Source organism: Bradyrhizobium sp. MI1.11 (assembly GCF_055811255.1).
Map to the genome: position 1 here is coordinate 34,683 of NZ_JBVVPM010000010.1, position 21,305 is coordinate 55,987.

A 21,305-nucleotide genomic window follows, 5' to 3' on the forward strand; every position below is an offset into this window, starting at 1 on the left:
CTCCGCGGGGGAGAGGTGCACCGAATGATACGGTCGGAATCGTGAATTTTTGCATCGATGCGCGGGCGTGCGTGGACCGCGTAAGAACGGCGGCTTCTGGCGGGCTATCAAGGCACGAGGTCGGGGGTTAAGCTGCCCTCCGGTAAGCGAACAGCGCCTCCACAGTAGTGGGTTTGGCACCGTAGCGGTCTCCCGCTACGATTTCCCCGAGCTTCGCATGTGCGGCTTTGACCTATGGGAGGACTACCCGTCGGGCAAAACACCCGCCACTCCGTCAACCCCTCCCCACAAAAATATTCCACTTTACCGAAATTCGGTTTTGGCGTATGTGTCGCTCATCCCGGCTCATCCTTGAGGGGCGATCTTGTGGTCGTCACGTTCGCGAGCCGGGCTTGCGGTGGACGCGGCAGCGTTCGGGTGCGAGTGGCCAAGGGCAGGGCGGATTGCTCTCCGTGAGCCCAAGGCTTCGTTCCGACGAGCGGCGCTGCTAGGCTTCGTCTCGTCTGTAAGTTTCCGGCTCTGTCGACAGGGCTGGAAAAACTGCGGCGAAATGGCGAACCGTGCGTACGGCAAAACCGTGTGGTCCTGGCCGTCGTTGCTACGGTCAAGCCCTGGCGAATGCGGCATCTGCGTCAACCGGCGCGGTGCCGGTGAATTTCGCGAAGGCGAGGGAGGCCAAAGAGAACTCGGCTCCCGGGAGAGCACGGCATAAGCCGTCCAACCATCGCGCAGGGAAGGCCGAGTGATTGGCACCACCTGTATGCTGCTGTGCGGTTTCCTTGCGCACCATTTTCGCGCAGCGGACCGCGGGTGCGAGGTCAGCACCCGGCCTTTCCTGCGCCCTCTTGGCTTAGAGGGTGGAGTGACGAAGCAAAGCTCGGGCGAAATGCGCCGCGAGGATGCGAAGCTATGCCTGTTAGGCCGTAGGATGGGTAGAGCACTTGCGAAACCCATCATGCTTCCGCGCGGATGAAACATGATGGATTTCGCTTCGCTCTACCCATCTTACCAGCGCTGCTACAAGTGCGTGACTGGCTAGCTGCAGCTCAGCGGCACCGGCTGGCCGGGATGCAGCTCGTACCAATCATAGCAATCCGGACCGGCGCCGTAGAATCCATATCCGGGGCGGAAGCGGCCATCGCGGTGAAACGCGTGCTGGCCGAAGCCGCGGGTTGCGGCATGATCGCCGAAGCCTAGGTGCTCGCCGCCGAACCGGGCGCCGCCGCCGAAGCCGCCCTCGTGCCCCATGCCGCCGAAATGCGCGCCGCCGCCAAAGCCCGCATGTCCGCCGCCGAATCCGCCACCGCCAAATCCGCCGTGGCCGCCGCCACCACCACCGCCGCCGTGCGCGTCGGCCGTGCCGATGGCGAGCGTCGAGGCGAGCGCCGCTGTTGCCAGAATCATGATCACTCGTTTCATGGAAAACTCCTCTCGTGTTGAGCCCGGTCATCCCTGAAGCCCGCTTCCGCGTCGCGCGGTGCGCGCGAGGCCGCTTGATGGCTGGGCGTGTGACGCTGGAGAGGTAGGAGCGCTGCGCGGCAATCCAACTGAATTCGACGTCAGACATTGGGGTCAGACATCGGGCTCGCCGCGCACGAAGGTGATTGCGCCGCGCGTAGCCGCGACGCACGCAAAGGAGCGGGCTGACGAGATCAGTCCGCTCCCTGTCATTCGATACGCGTCCGGCCGGCGAAGTCACCCGGCCGGATGCGTTGGCGCGATCAGAAGAAGCTGCCGGTGCCGGGCTCGCAAGGCACGTTGTTGCCGGTCCACGGCGCGGTGGCGAAGGCGCCGACGCGCGGCGCCGGCACGCAGCCACGTTCGCCCTGATAGACCGGCGCGCTCGTTGCGACCGTGTCGGCCTCCATCGCGGGCTGCCGCACGAGGCGGTGATGCTCGCGCGCCATGGCGGGGCCGCCGAGCATGGCGGCCGCAATCAGTCCCATCGACAACAGTTTGGACGTGGTCATTCGCTCTCTCCTTTGATGACATCAGGCCGACCAAGCCGGCTGGTCGTCGAGGTGTGCGCGATCGGGCCCGATTCAAATGCACGATTTGCTCACCGCAATTCAACGGCCCGTGAGCCGATGTGACGTCGCAACCACGATCGTGCGAATCCATAACATCCGTTGTCCCCCGGACGACTGCGAGCGCGTCGAGCTCATATGTTCGATGCAGCGCAGTTCGGAGCGGAGCCCACAAGATGATCACGACATTGGCAACACGCGTCGCTCTTGCACTGGTGCTGCTCCTCAGGCGCGCAGCCGACATCATGAACTGCAATTCAATGGCGCCCCATGCGCCGCAAGCCTATCTCCTACCTCAGCGAGTGGCCGGCAACAGGCGACATCAGGGCCGCGCGTTCGACGAGCACGGGCATCGCACATGACCCAACGCGTCGCCGAGCCCACGCGCCCCTACCGCGCGCCGAGACGCCGCGTGGAACGTGGAGCGAGGGTCATGAACCGGATTCTCCTGATCGAGGACGATGCCGAGACCGCCGAGGCGATTGTCGCCGAGCTTGCCGACCGCGGGTTCGAGGTGCATTGGTCCGCCGACGGCGTCGATGGCCTCGACCGCGCGCGCGTGTCGAGCCCCGATGCCATGATCGTCGATCGCATGCTGCCGGGCATGGATGGGCTGACCGTCATCGAGGCACTTCGCAACGACCAGGTCAGGACGCCCGTTCTGGTCCTGAGCGCGCTCGGCGCGGTGGACGACCGGGTGCGCGGATTGCGAATGGGCGGAGATGATTACCTCACAAAACCGTTCGCGATCATCGAGCTGGTCGCGCGGATAGAGGCGTTGCTGCGCCGTCCGATCGACAGCCGCGAAACCATCCTGCATGTCGGACCGCTCGAGCTCGATCTGATCGAGCGGACCGCGCGGCGCGGCGAACGCCGGCTCGAGCTGCTGCCGCGCGAATTCCGCCTGCTCGAATACATGATGCGCCGGAACGACCAGGTGCTGACGCGTGCGATGCTGCTGGAGGAGGTCTGGAACTACAAGTTTGTTCCGGCAACCACGAACCTGATCGACGTGCATATGGGCCGGCTCCGTCACAAGGTCGACGGCCCCGGAGAGGTGCCGCTCATCCACAACGTCCGAGGCTCCGGCTTCGTCCTGCGTTCGCGGCAATAGGGGCCGGCGATGCGTCAGATCCAGCTGATCCGCTCCAGCACGTTCCTTTCGGCCCTGGCCATGGCGGCCGGCTTCGCGCTGTTCGTGGTCGGCCTGTTCGCATTCATCTACTGGAAGCTCGACAACTATCTGGTCGCGCGATCCGATCGCATGATTACCACCCAGATTCACTTCATCTCAGACCTGTCGCCGGCCCATCGCATCAGCGCGATCGCGGATCATCTCGATCAGGATTCCAGGGGCGTGCAATACGCGGGACTGTTCGATGCCGCGGGCACCCGCCTTGCCGGCAACATCGACCACGTGCCGCGCGAGCTCGGGCTCGATGGAGCGGTGCAGGGCGTGCGCCTCGATCTCATCAAGTCGCCGACGGTGCACAATCCTGTCGTCAGGGTGGTTGGCAAGCGCCTCGACGGCGGCGATGTCCTGGTGGTCGGACGGAATGTCGATGAGACACGCGAGATCTCGAGCGTGGTGGGGCAGGCGCTGGCCCTGGGCCTGCTGCCGGCCTTCAGCCTCTGCCTGCTGGCCGGTGCCTGGCTCAGCCTGCGCGCCCAGAGGCGCGTCGAGGAGGTGAACCAGCGGGTCCAGCGCATCGTGGCCGGCGAGCTGCGCGAGCGGCTTCCGCAGGACGGGACGGACGATCCGTTCGCGCGGCTCGCCGGGATCGTCAACGGCATGCTCGACGAGATGGAGGCGATGATCAATGCGCTCGCCGGCGTCGGCAACGACATCGCCCATGATCTCAGGACGCCGCTCACGCGCGTCCGCCTGGCGCTGGAGCGCGGGCGCTCCCATGCGGCCACGCTGGAGGAGCTGCAGGAGACCATCGACAAGGCCATTGCCGGCATCGACCAGTCGCTCGCGATCGTCACCGCCCTGCTGCGCCTGACCGAGATCGAGAACAACCGCCGCATGGCCGGCTTTGGCGAGGTCGCGCTCGACGAGATTCTGCGGGAGGTGTGCGATGTCTACGAACCCATCGCCGAAGACAAGCGCGTGGGGCTCGGTGTCGTCATCGAGCGCGATGTGCTTGTGTGGGGCGACCGGGACCTGCTGTTCGAGGCGGTCGCCAATCTCGTCGACAATGCCGTCAAGTTCACGCCGTCAGGCGGTCGGGTCGAGCTCGCCCTGGAAGCGGACGACGACACTGCGCTGGTGCGCGTCAGCGATACCGGGCCCGGCATCAGCGAGCAGGAACGCGAGGCGGTGCTGCGGCGGTTCTATCGCTCCGACAAGATGCGCCATACGCCGGGCGTCGGCCTCGGACTGAGCCTGGTCGCCGCCATCGTCAAGCTGCACGACTTTCGGCTGATCGTCGGTCCCGCCCCTGGTGGACGGATCGAGATCCTTGCCTGGACCGGACGGATGGGCAAGGCCGCCACGCGCCGGTCGCGGACATTGCTGCGCGCAGACGCAGACCAGATGGGATGAGCCACATGGTCCACGATGCTTTCGAGATTGATCAGCCGGCCTGGAGTGCGGGAGCGACAGATGCAGACTAGCCACGAAGTGATGAGGATCAATCCCCCTGCGACGCCGGTCGCACCGGTGTCGGCGCCGTTCCTCAGCGCATATTCCGCGGCCATCGGGCGCTACGACTTCCTTGAGCCCGGTCAGGAGCAGCAGCTTGCACGCCGCTGGCAGCAGACGAGGGACCGAAGCGCAGCAGACGCGCTCGTCACCAGCCATCTCCGGCTCGCGGCCAGGCTGGCGCGAGGCTACAAGAGATACGGCCTTCCGATGGTCGATCTGATTGCCGAGGCTAATCTGGGCCTCGTAATTGCAGCGTCACGCTTCGAACCCGGCCGCGGCGCGCGCTTCTCCACCTATGCGGTCTGGTGGATCAAGGCCGCCATTCACGAATACATCCTGCGGTCCTGGTCCCTCGTCAAGATCGGCACGACGGCCGCGCAGAAGAAGCTGTTTTTCAAGCTCCGCGGCGAGATCAGGAAAGCCACCGGCAGCGCGATGTCGGGGCTCACGCCTGACGTTGCCGAACTGATCGCCGGGAGGCTCGAGGTCACCGCGCGTGAGGTGATCGAGATGGACGCGCGGCTGCATGGCGACATGTCGCTGAACGTGCGCATCGGTGGCGAAGACAGCGGAACCGAGCTGGAAGCCTTGCTGGTCGACGGGGCGGTCGACGCCGAGACGGTGCTGGTCGATCACGAGCAGACCGAGCGGCGTGCCAGCGCCTTGCGTGTTGCGCTCAGCGGGCTCGCGGCGCGGGAACGTCGCGTCTTCGAGGCGCGGCGGCTGACGGAATGCCCCGTCACGCTCGATCGGCTGGCCCACGAACTCTCCATATCCAGCGAACGTGTCAGGCAGATCGAGATGCGCGCCTTTGCCAAGGTCAAGCGCGCCGTGATGCTTGCCGTGCAGGATGCGCCACGGGGCACCGCATGCAGCGTCTGAATTCGTTTTCATTTGAACGCAGGTCCGGCCGCTCTCATCTGTCCGACGATCCCGCGTAACTCCCTCCAGGCAGACCCCCATGGGAATTGTTCGCTTCGCGCTACGGCTTCCGCACACATTCTATGTGCTTGCTGCGCTGATCCTGTTCCTCGGCGGGATCGCAATCCGGTCGATGCCGACGGATATTTTCCCGGAGATCCGGATCCCCGTGGTCACCGTGATCTGGAGCTACACCGGCCTGTCCACGCCGGAGATGGAGCAGCGCGTCAGCACCTACAGCCAGTATTCGATCAGCGCCAATGTCAGTGGCATCAAGAATATCGAAGCGCAGACCCTCAACGGCCTCTCGATTCAGAAAATCTACTTCCAGCCGGACGTCAATCTCGATCTCGCGATCTCGCAGATCGTCTCGGGGACCAATGCCATCCGCGCCCTGATGCCGCCGGGGATCCAGCCGCCGATCATCGTGCAGTTCAATGCCTCGAGCGTCCCGGTGCTCCAGCTCAGTCTCCAGTCGAACAGCCTGAACGAGCAGCAGCTCTACGATTTCGGCATTTACCGCGTCCGCCAGCAGCTGGCTCCCGTTCCGGGCGTGACCCTGCCCACGCCTGCCGGCGGCAAATACCGCCAGATCATGGTCGACATCGATCCGAACAAGCTCCTGTCGCGCGGATTGACGCCGCTCGACATCGTCAATGCGGTGAACACCCAGAACCTGACGCTGCCGACCGGCACGACCAAGATCGGCGATACCCAGTACACCGTTCGAACCAATGCGACGCCGGCCACGATCCAGGATCTCAACATGATCCCCGTCAAGTTCGTGAACGGGGCCACGATCTTCCTGAAGGACGTCGCCCAGGTCCGCGACGGCGCCCAGGTCCAGCAGAACATCGTGCGCGAGGACGGCCACCGCGCCGTCCTGCTCAGCATCATCAAGAACGGAAATGCCTCCACGCTCGCTGTCGTCAACGGCGTCAAGGCGGCGTTGACGTCGATCCGCGCGGCGGCTCCGGCGGGGCTGAAGATCAACGAGCTGTTCGACCAGTCGATATTCGTGACCCATTCGGTCAATGGCGTGCTGCGCGAAGGTGCGATCGCCGCCGGCCTGACCGCGCTGATGATCTTGGTGTTTCTGGGATCGTGGCGGTCGACGCTGGTCGTCCTGATCTCGATCCCGCTGGCGATGCTGTCTTCGCTGATCGTGCTGTATTTCCTCGGCGAGACCCTCAACACGATGACGCTCGGCGGGCTCGCCCTCGCGGTCGGTATCCTCGTCGACGATTCGACGGTGACGATCGAGAACACGCACCGGCTCTGGACCGAGGAAGGCATGCCGTTGCCCGAGGCGACCCTGCACGGAGCCGCTGAAATCGCCATCCCGACGCTGGTCTCGACGCTCGCGATCAGTTGCGTGTTCACCTCGGTCGTGTTCCTGGAGGGCCCGGCCAAATACCTCTTCACGCCGCTCGGCCTGGCGGTGGTGTTCGCGATGTTGGCGTCCTACGGGCTGTCGCGAACGCTCACGCCGATCACCATCGGCCTGCTGCTGAAGGGCGAACGGCGTCATGGCGAGAGCGCGCGCCCGTCAGGCATCTTTGCGCGCGCCTCCGCTGCGTTCGAGCGCGGGTTCGAGCACCTGCGCGAGGGCTATTCCGATCTCCTGCAAAAGTTGTTGCGGCGTCGTGCCGTCGTGCCCGTCGTCGCCGTGCTTGTGCTGGCGCTCGGAGCCACCATGTTCGCCTATGTCGGCAGGGATTTTTATCCCGTCATCGACGGCGGCCAGATCCAGCTCCATGTTCGCGCGCCAGCGGGTACGCGGATCGAGCGTACGGAAGCGATCTTTCAGGCGGTCGAGGACAAGGTCCGCGAGGTCATTCCGGAAGGCGACCGGGCGTTGATCGTCGACAATATCGGTCTTCCGGCGCGGGCCTACAATCTCGCATTCACCGACGGCTCGACGATCGGAGTGAATGACGGCACCATTCTGGTATCGCTGAAGGATGGGCACAAGCCGACGGCGGATTACGTCAGGAAGTTGCGGCAGGTGCTGCCAGCGGCGTTCCCGGAGGACACCTTCTATTTCCAGGCGGCCGATATCGTCACGCAGATCCTGAACTTCGGGCTTCCCGCGCAGATCGATGTCCGCACGGTCGGTTACGGCAGCAACAATCTGGCCGTGGCCAAGGAGCTGCAGAAGAGCCTCGCGGCGATCCCCGGCGTGGTCGATGCGCATCTGCAGCAGGAGGTCGATGCTCCCGCGTTCTACGCCGACATCGACCGCACCCGCGCCGCACAGCTCGGCCTCAATGCGAGCACGGTGGCGACCAATATCAATGTCAGCCTCAGCTCGTCCGCGCAGGTCTCGCCGAATTTCTGGACGGACCCGACGTCAGGCATCCCCTATTACCTCGCGGTGCAGACACCCGAATACAGGGCTGATTCGCTGAACGCCCTGGGTAATACGCCGGTGTCGGCCTCAGCCGCCGCAAGCGGCCAGACGGTGCCCGGCTTGCTCAGCAATGTCGCGACCTTCAAGCGGGGGACCGTTCCCACCAATTCGAACCAGGCCAATGTCCAGCCGGTGTTCGACGTCTATGCGAGTGTCCAGGGCCGCGATCTCGGCAGCGTAGCGGCCGATATCGAGAAGGTGACGTCAGCCCTGCAGAAGCAGCTCCAGCCAGGCAATTCGATCCAGGTTCTAGGACAGATCCAGAGCATGCATCAGTCGTTCCGCGATCTCGGGATGGGACTGCTGTTCGCCGCTATCCTGGTCTACCTGCTGATGGTCGTGAACTATCAGAATTTTGGCGATCCCTTCGTCGTCATCCTGGCGCTGCCGGCGACGTTTTGCGGCATCGTGACGATGCTGTTCATCACCGGGACGACGCTGAACGTGCCCTCGTTGATGGGAGCCATCATGGCGATCGGCGTTGCCTCGGCCAATTCCATCCTGCTTGTGACCTTCGCGCGTGACGAGCAGCTGAAGGGGCATTCCGCGTTCCAGGCGGCGCTGAGCGCGGGCCGAACGAGGATCCGGCCCGTCTTGATGACCGCGGCCGCGATGATCGTGGGCATGATCCCGATGGCGATCGGCGGTCCGGGCGAGGAGCAGAATGCGGCGCTCGCGCGGGCGGTCATCGGCGGCCTGCTGTTCGCAACCCCGACCACCCTGCTGATCGTGCCTTATCTCTTTGCGATGCTGCGCAAGAGCAACGACGGCAAGCCTCGCCACGGCGTATTCGAGGAGCAACCGGAATGAGCGACGTTCGCGCAAGAACCGATGACGACGGTGCGAGAGATCGCCCCGGGGCGGAAAACCTCCGGGTTGTGGAGCTGCCGAGCAAGGGCGCACGATCCGGACGCCGTTATGGTGGGGCGCTGCTGGGCGGAGGCCTGCTCCTGCTGCTTGCGGGCGGTCTCGGCATCGGCGGCTGGCGGCACTACGAGGTTGCGCGTCAGGTGGCCGCCGTGGCCGAACAGGTTCGGACCAACATTCCGGAAGTTCGGGTGGCGACGGTCAAGCCCAGCGGCGACATCATGAAAGTCAGCCTGCCGGCGACAACGACCGCATTCGAAGCGGCGAACATCTTCGCGCGGACCAGCGGCTACATCGAGAAGCGCCACGTCGATATCGGCGATCGCGTCAAGAAGGGCGATCTCCTCGCGGAAATCACCGCTCCCGAGCTGGATCAGCAGATCGCGCAGGCGCAGGCGACACTCGCCCAGAATCAGGCTGCGCTTCAGCAGGCGCAGGCGAGCCGGGAGCTGGCCGACGTCACCAACTCGCGCGACAGCAATCTTGTCAAGCAAGGCTGGTTGACGGCACAGCAGGGCGACAACGACCGTCTCACCCTGCGCGCGCAGCAGGGGGCTGTGGGCGTCGCCCAGTCGAACATCACGGCGCAGGAGGCGCAGATTCGCGTTCTCCAGCAAGAGAAGTCCTACCAGCGTGTGGTGGCGCCGTTCGACGGTGTGGTCACGCAGCGGAACGTGGACAATGGCAGCTTGGTGCAAGCCGGCTCCACCTTCATGTTCACGATGATGCATTCCGATGTGGTCCGAACTCAGGTCTTCGTACCGCAGGACGAGGCTTTCGGAGTTGCCCCGGGCGTCGATGCGGACATCCGCGTTCCCGAGATTCCGGGGCGGACGTTTGCGGGCAAGGTCACGCGGATCGCAACCGCGCTGCAGCCGGGGAGCCGAACGCTGCTGACCGAGATCGACGTGCCCAATCCAGATGGTCTGCTCAGTCCCGGCATCTATTGCACCGTCGAATTATCGATACCGCGCAGGACGCCATCAATGACGATCCCGTCCGACGCGCTCGTCTTCGATCAGAATGGCCTCCACGTCGCGGTCGTGCGGAACGGCACGGTCCACTTACAGCAGGTCTCGATCTCCAGGGATTTCGGCACCACGGTGGAAGTGCGCGACGGCGTGCAGCCCGGCGATCAGGTCGTGCTCAATCCTGCGGTCACGCTGGCAGAAGGCAGCAAGGTCACCGTTCGCAAGCTTGAGACGAGCTAGGGACACGAGAGATGATACGGTTCGCGTTTGCAATGATGGTCGCTTTCCTGCTCGGCTTCTCTCCGGGCCAGGCACAAATCGCAACGACCGGCAGCACCGCAATGGATCTGCCGACGGTGCCGGGCGCGATCGTGATCTCGCCGCTCAACAGTCCGGGGCCGTTTTCCGCAACGACTGTGCCGGGTGCTCCGGATACGACGCTGGCGCCCGTTCCGCTGGCGTCGGATCCGGTGACGCCGGGGACAGTGGTCATCTGCGCGCCGCCATCGTCATCGCTGTCGCCGGTGCCGGCGACTCCAGCTGTATCGCCCACGGGTCTTTCGCCTCCGGGCATCGCGGCTCCGATCCTGCCGCTCACGGGACAGAGCGGTAGCTCCATCGGGACGATTCCCGCGGCCGCTCCGGCGGGAACAGGTGCAACAGTGGCCTGCAGTTCAACGCCGGGAGGACAGGTGACCAGCGCTGCGTCTCTGCCGCTTTCGATTTCGCAAGTGCCTGCAAGCCCCGCGCCCGGCACGATCCCGGCGGACGCCAGCAACGCCGGCGGCACGGGCATCGACCCGAACGCCACCGTCGTGCCGAGCCCTAACAGCTCGGCTTGCGCGGAAGGGGTCTCTATGAACCTGGCGGAGCCCGCGACGGTGGTGCCGGCGAACGCCTCAGGCGCTGCGCCGACGCCGGGCGTATCGCCGATCCTGCCGCCGGGATGCTGAGGTGGACTTGCAGGGCTTCCGTGTTATCGCATCACACGGCATTCGCCAGTCATATTGCCGGGCGCAACTTGCGGACTTCGGCATCCGGGGGAAGGACGCTTCCACCATCCCTATATTTCCAGTCTACCATGACGGCCTTGTTGCCCCTGATCGCGGTGCGACCGACGAATGTTCCCATCGTGCTTTGATGATCGATCGAACGCCAAATTGCCGGTCCAAACGGTGTATCGAAGCTGACATTGCCAAACCCATCCGCCATCGTTTCGGTATCGAGGCTCCCGAGCCGCTCGATCGGAGCCACGATGGAGCTGATCATGGCGTGACCGACCACGGAGCCCATGGTGGGAGCCTCGCCGTAGCGCGCGGAATAGGCCGACGCGAATGAACTGTTGGCCTGGTCCAGGATCTCGGTCACGGGATAGCCGGTCACGATCCATCCTGTCGGCGCGTCCTCTCCGAGCGGATGGAGATATTCGGGTTCGCCTGTCGTGAACGACACGACATCTCGTCCTTCGAACAGGCCGCGATCCTTTCCCTGCCGGACGAATTTGGTGAGATCGGACCCGAAGGTGATATTGAGGATCGCCTCGGGATTCTGCTGTGCGAGCGCGTTCACGACCACGCCGGCATCGATGGCAGCCAGCGGCGGCCACTGACTGCCAACGAACGCGACATCGGGGCGACGTTGGCGGAGAAGCTGCATGAACCACCTTACGGCCGACTGCCCGTACTCGTAGTTCGGAGCGATTGTCGCCCATCGTGTCGCCTTGAGTTGAGCGGCCTCCTCAACCAGCATCGCTGCCAGCATGTAGGTCGAGGGGCGGAGCCTGTAGCAATATCGATGTCCCCGCTCCCAGACGAGGGCATCCGTGAGCGGCTCGCTCGCCACGAACAAGACCCGGTTCTGCCGGGCGAAGTCGCTGATCGCGAGGCCGACATTCGACAGATATGCGCCAGCCAGCAGATCGACGTCGTTCCTGCGCACGAGCTCCTCTGCCGCGCGGATCGCGACGCTGGGTTTGCCTTCGTCGTCCCGGCTGACGACCTGCAGCTCGCGACCGAGAAGGCCGCCTTTGGCGTTGACCTGCTCGACCGCCAACTGCCAGCCGCGACGATAGGGCAGGGTGAACGCGGGGGCGCTGCTATAGGAGTTGATCTCGCCGATCCTGATCGGTCGCGTGCCCTGCGCACGGATGATGCCGGGCGAAAACACCGAAGCGCCGATGCCGCCCAAAATCTGTCGTCGAGAGATGTTCATCACGCAAGGTCCGGAAGATGGAGTGAAGGGCAGTGTCGGCCGAAAGGCATCGCAACCTAATGGCAGGTGCAGGATGGGAGCCGGTCGCCGTCGGATGTCGAAAGCGAGATGCCCGGTATTTCAGCCAGAGTGCGGGCAAAGGCGAGTGCGGGAATGTCAATCTCCTGATCGAACAGCGCGCTCACCGGGCCCACAAGATCAAGGGCCGTCTGCTGACGGTTCGATTTCGCCATGATCCCTGCCCACGCAGCCGCAACTTTCAACTCATAGAAGCGGCATTGCTGGTCCCTGGCGATGGACAGTCCCTCGGCGAACAGCACCTCGGCTCGCGAAAGATCGGATGGTCCGTTGGCCAGGAGAATCTCGGCCTTGATCCGCAATAGGTCCGCAAGGCACCACAATTGCCGGCCTTGCCGCGACATCGACAAGGCCTCTTCCACCGCGGCCAGGGCCTGCGCAGCCTCGCCGATCGCGAGCAGGCCTTCAGCGAGCGATCCGAGAAACTCGGGATTGCGCATCAGCCATCCGTTCTCGGTCCGCGCCTTCAAACCGCTGCGCAGCAGGGCTATTCCGTCGTGATGCTTGCCTTGCAGAACCAGCAATTGTCCCTTCAGGCAGGATGTCCAACTAGTCCAGAAAGCTATTCCCTCGCGTGTGACGAGTTCGAGAAGAGAGGATATCGCCTGATCGGCAGCGGCAAGATCATGCGTCATCAGCGCGATCGGGCAGACGGCGTTGCGGAGTGCATAGGCGATCGCAAGCTTGTCCTTCTCGCGCTGGGCCTCCTCGAGGCACTCGGCGGCCAGAGATCTGCTCTGGGCGATCTTTCCCTGCAGCAGCAGGACGCGCGCCAACATCGCCTTGGCGAGGACACTCTGGTTCAGCAAAAACCACATCTGGTTCGCACCGCCGTTCAATCCGTGAGCCGAATGGTCCAGGGACAGCGTCAGCTCGCGTCGTGCATCCTCCTGCATTCCAAAGAAATGCGTGGCAGCGCCGATCAGGCGACGGCCTACCGCCTCGTTGGCGGGATTTCCGGTGCGTAGCGCGATCTCGAGGTAGCGTTCGCCAACCTCCTTGGCCGCGGCATATTGGCCCGAGTTGAGATTATAGCTCCACAAGGTCCAGACCGCCTTGAGCTGAAGCTCGAGATCGGACAATTCCTCGGCGAGCACGAGACCGATGCTCAGCGCCGCCTTCATGCGGTCCGCTGTTCCCGCCGTGTTGAGAAGTGCGAAACCCAACGCGACATAGAGCTGCGCCTTGAGCTTCGGAACGCAGGTGAACCCGGGACCGAAATGCGCAAGCGCGTGCTCGATCCGCGTCGAGCATTCCACGAAAGACAGCAACTGCATCCATACCGGAACGAATCCGGCCGTCAGTTCGATTCCAAGCGCGGTCTCTCCACCGGGCGAGAACGCCCAGTCGAGCGCGGCGTGCACGTTGCCGATCTCCTGAGCGAAACGGGAGATGTCGTCGGGAGCGGGAGAGGCATCGCCGAGCGGTGCGATGATCTGCCTGAGAAAGCCGGCCTGCCGCCTTGCCGCCCGCTCGACGAGGCCTGCCTCTGCGAGCTTCTCCAGCGCATAAGCGCGGGTGCTCTCCAGGAGCCGCCATCGTCCCTCGAATGAGGGGTCCAGCGACACCAGCGATTTCCCGACCAGATTGAACAGGGTTTCAATGACGTCCGACCGCGACAGAGTGTCGTCCATCATTGCACTGGCCGCATCGAGCGTGAAGCCGGCCGGAAACACCGCGAGCTGGCAAAGCAGGTGCTGCTCTGCCGGGGTCAAAAGGTCGTAGCTCCAGTCCAGGGTCGCCCGCAGGGTCTGGTGTCGCGGCAACTGGTCGCGGCGGCCGCCATTCAGGAGCTCGAAGCGCTTATCGAGACGGAGCAGTACGGTGTCCACCCCGAGATTGGCGGCCCGGGCCGCGGCAAACTCCAACGCGAGCGGAATGCCGTCGAGGCGGCGAGAGATGGCGGCGATCTTCCGGAGCTCCTCCGCGCCCGCAACGAAGGTCGCACGTAGGGCCCGCGTTCGCGCGACGAACAGCTGCACTGCGCTTGCCCGCAGCAGCAAGTCGGGATCGTGCATATCGGGATCGGGAACCGACAGCGCCGGAATGGCCGCAACATATTCGCCGTCGATGCGGAGACCTTCGCGGCTGGTCGCGAGCACGGTGACGTTCGGACAATAGCGAAGCACGGCACTGGCAATCTGCGCGGCGACTTCGATCACATGCTCGCAATTGTCCAGGACAAGAAGCAGACGGCGGGTTCCGATGGCCTGCGCAATGCTCGCGGCCGAGACTTCCTTGTCGTTCGAGGCGAGCTTGAGTGCACGGGCGCATGCGGATGCCGCAAGTGCCGCATCCTGCAGGGTCGCGAGTTCGACCAACGCCACGGAATCGTTGAATGCGGGTGCGACGCTGCGCGCCAACTCGATAGCCAGCTTCGTCTTTCCGATGCCGCCGGGTCCGACCAGGGTCACGGCCCGATAGGCCGAAAGCACATCGACCAATTGGCTCATGCAATCCTCGCGGCCGATGAGAGGCGCGCGGATGCTCGGCAGGTTGTTGGTAAAGGGTGCGTCGGCCGCAATCGTTACCGGGTCGGCCGCAGGGTGCTCCAGATGCCCGCTTCGCCAACTCCCGGCGAGCGTATAGCCGCGGCCCGAAACGGTCTTGAGGAGATTGCGATCCTCGCCGAGTGCCTTGCGGACGGCCGAGATATGGACCTGAAGCGTGTTGTCTTCGACGGCCAGGCCCGACCAGACGCTTCCGATCAAATCATCTTTGGTGACCAGGAGACCCGCGGAGCCGACCAGCCTCTCGAGAACCTCAAACGCACGGCTTCCGATCGGCACCGTGACGTCGTTGTGCCTCAACTCTCTTCGTTGGCAATCGATATGCCATTGTCCGAAAGAGTAGGTGCGATCAACCGACATAAGGGGGCCCGTGAATCAATTCCGCCGCCGTGATCCGGGGGAAATCACGAGCCCGCCCCTTGAGGTCACCGATCCCTGGCATGGATTTGAAAGTGTCAATGCGGTTGGGTCTCCTACAGGGGAGATCGTCAGCGTGTTAAGAAGGCCCGCTCAGTCGCCGGGGCTTCGTTCATTATCAATGCTGACACCCGACACGTTGGTGATCGATACACGAATTCGTGACGACGTTCGGGCGCGTGTCAGAATGGAAAGGGTCCCTCGGAGGGAACCTGATGCCATCAAAGGAAGCATCATTTACTCGGCATCGCCGAGAATCGTCAGCGCAAGAACTCCGGAGCCCAAATGCTTCCAGGAGACGTGCACCAGTCGCAAGAACGGCGGCCTGGTCGTGAGCCGCCGTCCTTCCTTCCGCCGAGAGGTCAAAATCCGGAACGTTGAGGCGATCAACTTCCGGTCGGCGTCAACCGGACTTGCTCCGGTTCGCGAACTCAATAGCCCGAGGTGGGCTCGCAGGGCGGCCGGCGCCAGGGGGCGGTCGCGTACGCACCGACGTCGGGAGCACGGGCGCAGCCGCGCTTGGCGGAGGCCGGCACGCGCTGAGCCGACGCATAAGCCTCGACATTGGTACGCTTCGCGTTGCCTTCGCGGGCCATCGCGGGGGAGGCGATCATGGCCGCGACAACGAATCCGGCCGACAAGAACTTCAGTGTCGTCATCGAACATCTCCTTGAGAAAGCGACGCCAAGAACGCCTCGGCCCGCACCTGAGACATGTGCATGCGTGCGCCGGATCCGCAGTGTCGATCGAACGAACATTTTCCTCTTTGCACGAAGCCGTCGCGGTGCGTTGAATTCATACATCGACGGCTCATCCGACAGGAGGTTCGCGCGCTAGTTTGGTGAGGACGTCGCCTGGTCAGTGCGTCCATCCAGCAGTGGGCCAAACCATTCCCATCTTTCGCCGGTGAAGCGCATCATCCGGAGCTGCTCGATCGGACGAAAGTCCCTCGGTGATGTCTTTATGCGAACACCGGGAATGTAGGCTTCGAGGTCGAGATCGAGATCGGTGGCCACGCGCATGATCCTTTCGTGCGTGAGATCGTCGCCGCAACGCCTGATCACCTCCACGAGTGCACTCGACATGTTGAAGGCCACCAGCGGCCCGCTCTCCGATCGATCTGCCTCCGGATAGTATTTCGCCATGAACGCGCGAAAATGCTGCATGCCCGGATGGCTGTCCCACTGCGGATCAGTCACGTCCATCTGATACCCCGCGCTGAGAATTCCTTTCGCATTGTCCAGTCCGGCGGGCTTCAGCACCGCGCCGACCGAGACCGAGACGTTCGTCACGATGTGGATGGGATGCCAGTCCAGTTCGGCGAGCGTCCTGATCGCCTGCGCGGCGAATTTGGGTGTTGCGATGTCGATGAATATGTCGGGCGCAGCGGCCTTGATCGCGGCGACCTCGGAGTCGATCGTCGGGGTGCTGACCTCATATGATTGGCTGGCAATCACCATTTGCGCGTACTGGTCCTGCAGCACGTCCTTCAGGCCGAGCAGATAGTCGCGTCCAAAGTCGTCGTTCTGGTACAGGATACCGATCCTTGCCCCCGGATGGTGCCGCAGAATGTAGTCCGCATAGATGCGTGCTTCGGTTCGGTAGCTCGGTTGCCAGCCGATGGTCCACGGAAAGTGCTCGGGATCCGCCCAGCGCGATGCTCCGGTGATAACGAACAATTGCGGCACATGCCGGCTATTCATGTATTTCTGGATCGCTGCGTTGCTGACCGTGCCGAACGGAGCGAAGATCGCAAGCACCTCGTCGTCCTCGACGAGCCGTCGCGCTTGCTCGACCGCTTTGGATGGACTGTAGGCGTCGTCGTATGAAATGAAATTGATCTTCCGGCCGTTGATCCCGCCATTGTCGTTGACCATGCGGAAATACGCGCTCATCGTCCTGCCGATGATGCCGTAAGCAGATGCCGGGCCACTGTAGGGCATGATGTTGCCGATCCGGATCTCGGTGTCGCTTGCGCCGGGATCATATCGTGGCTCCGCGGAAGCGCTGCCGACTGCAAGCGCAGCGCAGGAGATGAAGAGCTTTCCCAGGCGCCACGCGTTGCCCGAAATCGAATAACCAGTCCTGCCTGCGATCAAGCGATGCCTCCATGGCGCTGCCGGTCTTTGCACATGCCAACCCTGACGAGGCGTGGCTCGGCCGCGCCCCGCTCGAGGCGGCGGACGAGCGTGCAGCAGTCGGCGTCGCGACTATAGCGCGGACGGCGCTGCGCGCCCGGTTGCGGATGCTGAAGAACTGTTAAGTTTCGCGGTTTTCGGGTCGGCTATCCGAATCGGTGCAATCGGCCCTGCCGCGAAGCCGGCAGGGTGCGCCGCATGGCGCGGTCGCACTCCCGGATTACGGGCACCATCATCCGCACCTGCAGGAAGCAGAATACTGGATTGTGGTATCTCGTCATCGATGCCAGTTGTGGTCGCGAAATTGGCCTATGCCGAAGACGGGCGCGGCACCGCCCGGCCGTTCGAGACCCATTCGCCCGGCGGGCGTCAGTGCGCCGCCATTCAGCACGTCGCGATCGGGGTACATCGATGCAAAGGCTGCCGGCTCCTGATCAGCGAAAGACCAGGCTGCGGACGCCGACGATATCGTTGCCGTTGAGAGTAGCGCCGCTGCGATTAGAATCTTGAATACACTCATAGCGATTCTCCATTGTTTGCTCCGTGCGGAGAGTCGCTTGGCGATGATCGCTGCTCGGCTGGTGGCGTTTCCGAAGTTTTTTTGATGAAAATGATCTAGGTCGTCGGAGCGGAAAGTCCCGGTGGATCTACATCACTCCTGCGGGAAGAGTCTGTCACGCTTGTCAGGATTCTCGCGCGTTTGTGCGTAGTCAAACGCGTCCGGTGTCCGTTTCTGGGAGGCGGATAGTTTGAATACCTGGAGTGTGAGCAATGAAATCATTTGCTGTTGTTTGCGTCCTCGCCTGCGTTGCGCTTTCGGGCACCGCGTCCGCCCGCGGCGGCATGGGATCGCATATGTCGATGGAGAGCGGCGGTGCGCTCGGGACGAGCGCCGCCGCGCCGGGCACGAACTCGCTGGGCACTGCGCTTTCGTCGTCCGACGGCGGTGGTCACGCAATGAAGGGGCCGTTGCTTGGCACAGACCAGACCATCGACAAGGAAGATGCCCGGCTTGAGAAGATGCTGGAAGGATCGATCTGCCGCGGCTGCTGAACGGCGCGCATTGCGAGACAGGGGCCGGCGGCCGCGCCGCCCGGCTACCTGTGTCTTTCGACAGGGTTGGTGCTAAGCTGGACTGAAGATGACGAAACCGCTTGGGGCTGTCCCAATGATGGCTGAGCCGGGCCAGCGTCCCGTCTACATTTGCGCGGAATGGGAAATCGATCTTGCCAGACGCGAATTGCGCTCGAACGGCGAACTCGTTCCGTTGGGGGGGCGTGCCTTTGAGATTCTTGCGGAATTGGTTCAGGCGCAGGGCCAGCTCGTCACCAGGGACGACCTGAAGCAGCGGGTCTGGCGGGGCGTCTTTGTCGAGGAGAGTGCACTTCGCGTGCATATCGCTGCGATCCGAAAGGCGCTCGGTTCCGACCGCGACATGTTGTCAACCAGCGTTGGCCGCGGTTATCGTTTGCTGGGAGCATGGCGGGTTCAGCATACGGACACCCCGCTACAATCTGCCGCAACCGGCCTGCTGCCGTCGATCAACATTCCCAGCGCATCATTCAATCTCATCGGCCGAACGGCTGCGATCGCACATTTGTGGCGGCTTCTGTCGGCCTATCGCATCGTGAGCCTGGTCGGGCCTGGCGGCATCGGAAAGACGTCGCTCGCGCTAGAGGTCGCCAGAACGCCGCCGCCCGGCTTTGTGGCTGACCGGTTGCTGGTCGAGCTGGCCCCACTGTCCGATCCGAAGCTCGTCTGCTCGGTCATCGCCAGTGTCCTCGGCACCAAGCTCGAGGGCGAGGAGATCTCACCTGATGCCATCGCGCGCGCGATCGGCTCTCGGCCATTGCTGCTCATTCTCGACAATTGCGAACATGTCATCGACGCCGTGGCGCAGGTGGCCGAGTTGGTTGTCAGCCACTGTGCGGGGACGGTCATTGTTGCGACAAGCCGGGAGGCGCTGCGTATCGAGGGGGAACATGTCTACCGCGTACCTCCTCTGGGCGTACCGCCTGAAACCTGGCACGAGCCCACTGACGCTTCTGCGTATAGCGCAGTGGAATTGTTCACGAGCAGAGCGAAGGCGCTGGGTTCGAGTTTTGTACCCGACGAGGAGAACACCGGCGCCATCGCATCCATCTGCCGCCGGCTCGACGGCATTCCGCTGGCGATCGAGTTTGCGGCGGCGCGCGCAGTCATGCTTAGCCCGCCGAAGATCGCGTCACTTCTCGATGACAGGTTCAAATTCCTGACGACCGGCCGGCGCACGGCGTTGCCGCGGCAGCAAACGCTACGCGCAACGCTCGACTGGAGCTACGACCTCTTGCCGGACGACGAGGCGTGGCTGCTCCGGCAGCTCGGCATATTCGCCGGCGAGTTCCAGCTCGATGCAGTGATTGCTGTTGCTGGCGAGAACATCGGCGATGTGACCGGCCAGCTTGCCAGGCTGGTGGCAAAGTCGCTCGTTCTCGCGGATATTTGCGGCGACAGCCCGCATTATCGTCTGCTGGATACGACGCGTGCCTATGCATTGGAGAAGCTGCGTGCCGGCGGAGAACATCCCGGCGCAGCCTACCGCCAGGCGAAATACTACTGCGGATTCTTTGCCAGCGCCGAAGCCGACAGCGAAGTGAGGCCGCAGGCGGAGTGGCTCACCCTCTATGGCCGACACATCGACAACGTGCGAACGAGTCTCGATTGGGCCTTCTCCCCCGGCGGGGACTCGCAAGTCGGGGCCGCCCTGACGGCGGCCGCGGTCCCGCTCTGGGTGCAATTGTCGCTGCTCGCCGAATGCCGCGAGCGGACCGAACTCGCTTTGGCGCGCCTCGATCCGTCGGCTGCAAACGCGCCGCGACTTCGGATGCAGCTGTCGGCCGCGCGCGGCTGGTCACTGATGTACGGTGTTGGCAGGGCCCGGGAGGCCGGTCCCGCCTGGGCTGCGACCCTACAGCTCGCCGAGCAGCTCGGTGACAGGGATTACCTGCTGCGCGCGCTGTGGGGGCTCTGCATCGATCAGTTCAATAACGGCGAATTCCACAAGGCGCTTGAATTTGCTAATCGCTTCGCGGAGGTCGTGGCCGATTCCGGCAATCCCGTCGATCGCATGATGGCCGACCGCCTTCTCGCAACCACGCTGCATTATCGCGGCGACCAGCGGCTCGCCTATCATCATATCGGCCGAACCCTGTCGCGGCTCTCGGAACTTGCGGCAAAGCCGCAGGTCATTCGTTTCCGGTTCGACCTGCGGGTCTCGACGCGCTATTTCCAGGCGCGGATCCTGTGGTTGCTCGGCCTCGCGGATCAGGCCTTGAGCGTCGTCGAGCACAACGTCGAGGAAGGCCGGACCAGTGGTCACGCACTCACGTTTTGCAGCGTCCTCGGCCAGGGTGCCTGCCCGATTGCGTTCCTGGCCGGCGATCTCGACGCCGCCGAGCGCTATTGTACGATGCTGCTCGAACACACCGAGCGACATCCGATCCGCCTGTGGAATCTGTGGGCGCGCGCCTTCAGAGGAATGCTGATCTCGCGCCGGGGTGACCTCGCGACCGGATTGCCCCTGCTGCGCAAGACGTTTGAGCTCGCGGGCGAGGCGCGCCACCTGCCGCGCTTTCTGCTTCCCCTCGGTGAACTCGCGGTATGTCTCGGCGACGCCGGCGAGGTATCGCAAGGCCTTGCGACCGCCGACGAGGCGCTCGCGCGATGCGAGGCCAGGGACGAGGGGTGGTACGTCGCCGAACTCTGGCGCATCAAGGGCGAATTGCTGCTGCTTCCCGGCGAGCACCGCTCGGCGATCGCCGCCGCGCAGGCCTTCGACAGGGCATTCGAGGTGGCGCGGAGCCAGGGCGCCTTGGCTTGGGAGCTGAGAACGGCGATCAGTGTGGCACGATTGAAAGTGAGCGAGGGGCATCCGGCCGATGCACGCCGTGTTCTCGCGTCCGCATACGGCAAGTTCACTGAAGGTTTCGAGACGGCGGACCTCCGCGACGCGCGTGCAATGCTGGCGAAGCTCGGATCGTAGGTCCTAGATGCCCCGGGAGCGGCATCCGATTCAACCAATCGGATGCCGGTGCAGCCTCGGCGAGCACCGCATCGGTCGGGG

The 21,305-nt window shown here is 63.8% G+C and carries 15 protein-coding genes; 9 read left to right on the plus strand and 6 right to left on the minus strand.

From position 1 onward, the window contains the following. Positions 1 to 1,035: 1,035 nt before the first annotated feature. Positions 1,036 to 1,419 carry a hypothetical protein gene (locus tag AC0L30_RS12810; RefSeq protein WP_007596113.1) on the minus strand — a complete coding sequence of 128 codons (384 nt, stop codon included), beginning with the start codon at positions 1,417 to 1,419 and terminating at the stop codon, positions 1,036 to 1,038. Positions 1,420 to 1,721: 302 nt separating this feature from the next. Further along, entirely contained in the window at positions 1,722 to 1,970 is a 249-nt protein-coding gene (locus AC0L30_RS12815) for a hypothetical protein (RefSeq protein ID WP_007596106.1), read from the minus strand. A gap of 490 nt (positions 1,971 to 2,460) precedes the next feature. Here AC0L30_RS12815 and AC0L30_RS12820 point away from each other — a divergent pair, with 490 nt between their 5' ends. The 6 genes from AC0L30_RS12820 to AC0L30_RS12845 all read left to right on the plus strand — a co-directional run bounded on the left by AC0L30_RS12820 (position 2,461) and on the right by AC0L30_RS12845 (position 10,802). After that, a complete protein-coding gene (locus tag AC0L30_RS12820) occupies positions 2,461 to 3,141 on the plus strand; it encodes a response regulator transcription factor (protein ID WP_035993491.1) in 681 nt (226 codons plus the stop codon). Positions 3,142 to 3,150: 9 nt separating this feature from the next. After that, positions 3,151 to 4,575: a sensor histidine kinase gene (locus tag AC0L30_RS12825; protein ID WP_007596103.1), complete on the plus strand. Its 1,425-nt coding sequence runs from the start codon at positions 3,151 to 3,153 to the stop codon at positions 4,573 to 4,575. Positions 4,576 to 4,635: 60 nt separating this feature from the next. After that, positions 4,636 to 5,559, plus strand: coding sequence for an RNA polymerase sigma factor RpoH (gene rpoH, locus AC0L30_RS12830; protein ID WP_473404404.1), 924 nt, complete (start codon positions 4,636 to 4,638; stop codon positions 5,557 to 5,559). A 79-nt stretch (positions 5,560 to 5,638) separates the two neighbouring features. Continuing rightward, positions 5,639 to 8,821, plus strand: a complete 3,183-nt coding sequence (locus tag AC0L30_RS12835) for an efflux RND transporter permease subunit (RefSeq protein ID WP_007596100.1) — start codon at positions 5,639 to 5,641, stop codon at positions 8,819 to 8,821. Then, entirely contained in the window at positions 8,818 to 10,089 is a 1,272-nt protein-coding gene (locus tag AC0L30_RS12840; RefSeq protein WP_473404405.1) for an efflux RND transporter periplasmic adaptor subunit, read from the plus strand. Before AC0L30_RS12835 ends, AC0L30_RS12840 begins: the two co-directional genes overlap by 4 nt. 11 nt (positions 10,090 to 10,100) lie before the next feature. Further along, positions 10,101 to 10,802, plus strand: a complete 702-nt coding sequence (locus AC0L30_RS12845; RefSeq protein WP_007596098.1) for a hypothetical protein — start codon at positions 10,101 to 10,103, stop codon at positions 10,800 to 10,802. A 49-nt stretch (positions 10,803 to 10,851) separates the two neighbouring features. On the opposite strand, the gene AC0L30_RS12850 is transcribed toward AC0L30_RS12845, so the two are convergent. From AC0L30_RS12850 to AC0L30_RS12865, 4 genes are all read right to left on the minus strand, one after another. Next, positions 10,852 to 12,060 (minus strand): ABC transporter substrate-binding protein, encoded by a 1,209-nt coding sequence (locus tag AC0L30_RS12850; protein WP_473404406.1) that lies wholly within the window; start codon positions 12,058 to 12,060, stop codon positions 10,852 to 10,854. A gap of 56 nt (positions 12,061 to 12,116) precedes the next feature. Continuing rightward, the gene (locus tag AC0L30_RS12855) at positions 12,117 to 14,948 is read right to left on the minus strand and encodes an ATP-binding protein (RefSeq protein WP_473404407.1); all 2,832 of its coding nucleotides are present in this window, start codon (positions 14,946 to 14,948) and stop codon (positions 12,117 to 12,119) included. A gap of 548 nt (positions 14,949 to 15,496) precedes the next feature. Next, complete coding sequence (locus tag AC0L30_RS12860) at positions 15,497 to 15,724, minus strand: hypothetical protein (RefSeq protein ID WP_219681611.1); 228 nt, start codon at positions 15,722 to 15,724, stop codon at positions 15,497 to 15,499. Positions 15,725 to 15,898: 174 nt separating this feature from the next. Continuing rightward, the gene (locus AC0L30_RS12865; protein WP_007596093.1) at positions 15,899 to 17,164 is read right to left on the minus strand and encodes an ABC transporter substrate-binding protein; all 1,266 of its coding nucleotides are present in this window, start codon (positions 17,162 to 17,164) and stop codon (positions 15,899 to 15,901) included. 11 nt (positions 17,165 to 17,175) lie between these two features. On the opposite strand from AC0L30_RS12865, the gene AC0L30_RS12870 reads away from it, so the two are divergent. The 3 genes from AC0L30_RS12870 (at position 17,176) to AC0L30_RS12880 (ending at position 21,224) form a co-directional block, all read left to right on the plus strand. Next, positions 17,176 to 17,328: a hypothetical protein gene (locus AC0L30_RS12870; protein ID WP_473404408.1), complete on the plus strand. Its 153-nt coding sequence runs from the start codon at positions 17,176 to 17,178 to the stop codon at positions 17,326 to 17,328. A gap of 646 nt (positions 17,329 to 17,974) precedes the next feature. Continuing rightward, on the plus strand, positions 17,975 to 18,256 hold the full coding sequence (locus AC0L30_RS12875) for a hypothetical protein (RefSeq protein WP_007596089.1): 282 nt from the start codon (positions 17,975 to 17,977) through the stop codon (positions 18,254 to 18,256). Positions 18,257 to 18,371: 115 nt separating this feature from the next. After that, positions 18,372 to 21,224, plus strand: a complete 2,853-nt coding sequence (locus AC0L30_RS12880; RefSeq protein ID WP_473404409.1) for an ATP-binding protein — start codon at positions 18,372 to 18,374, stop codon at positions 21,222 to 21,224. The last annotated feature ends 81 nt before the right edge of the window (positions 21,225 to 21,305 follow it).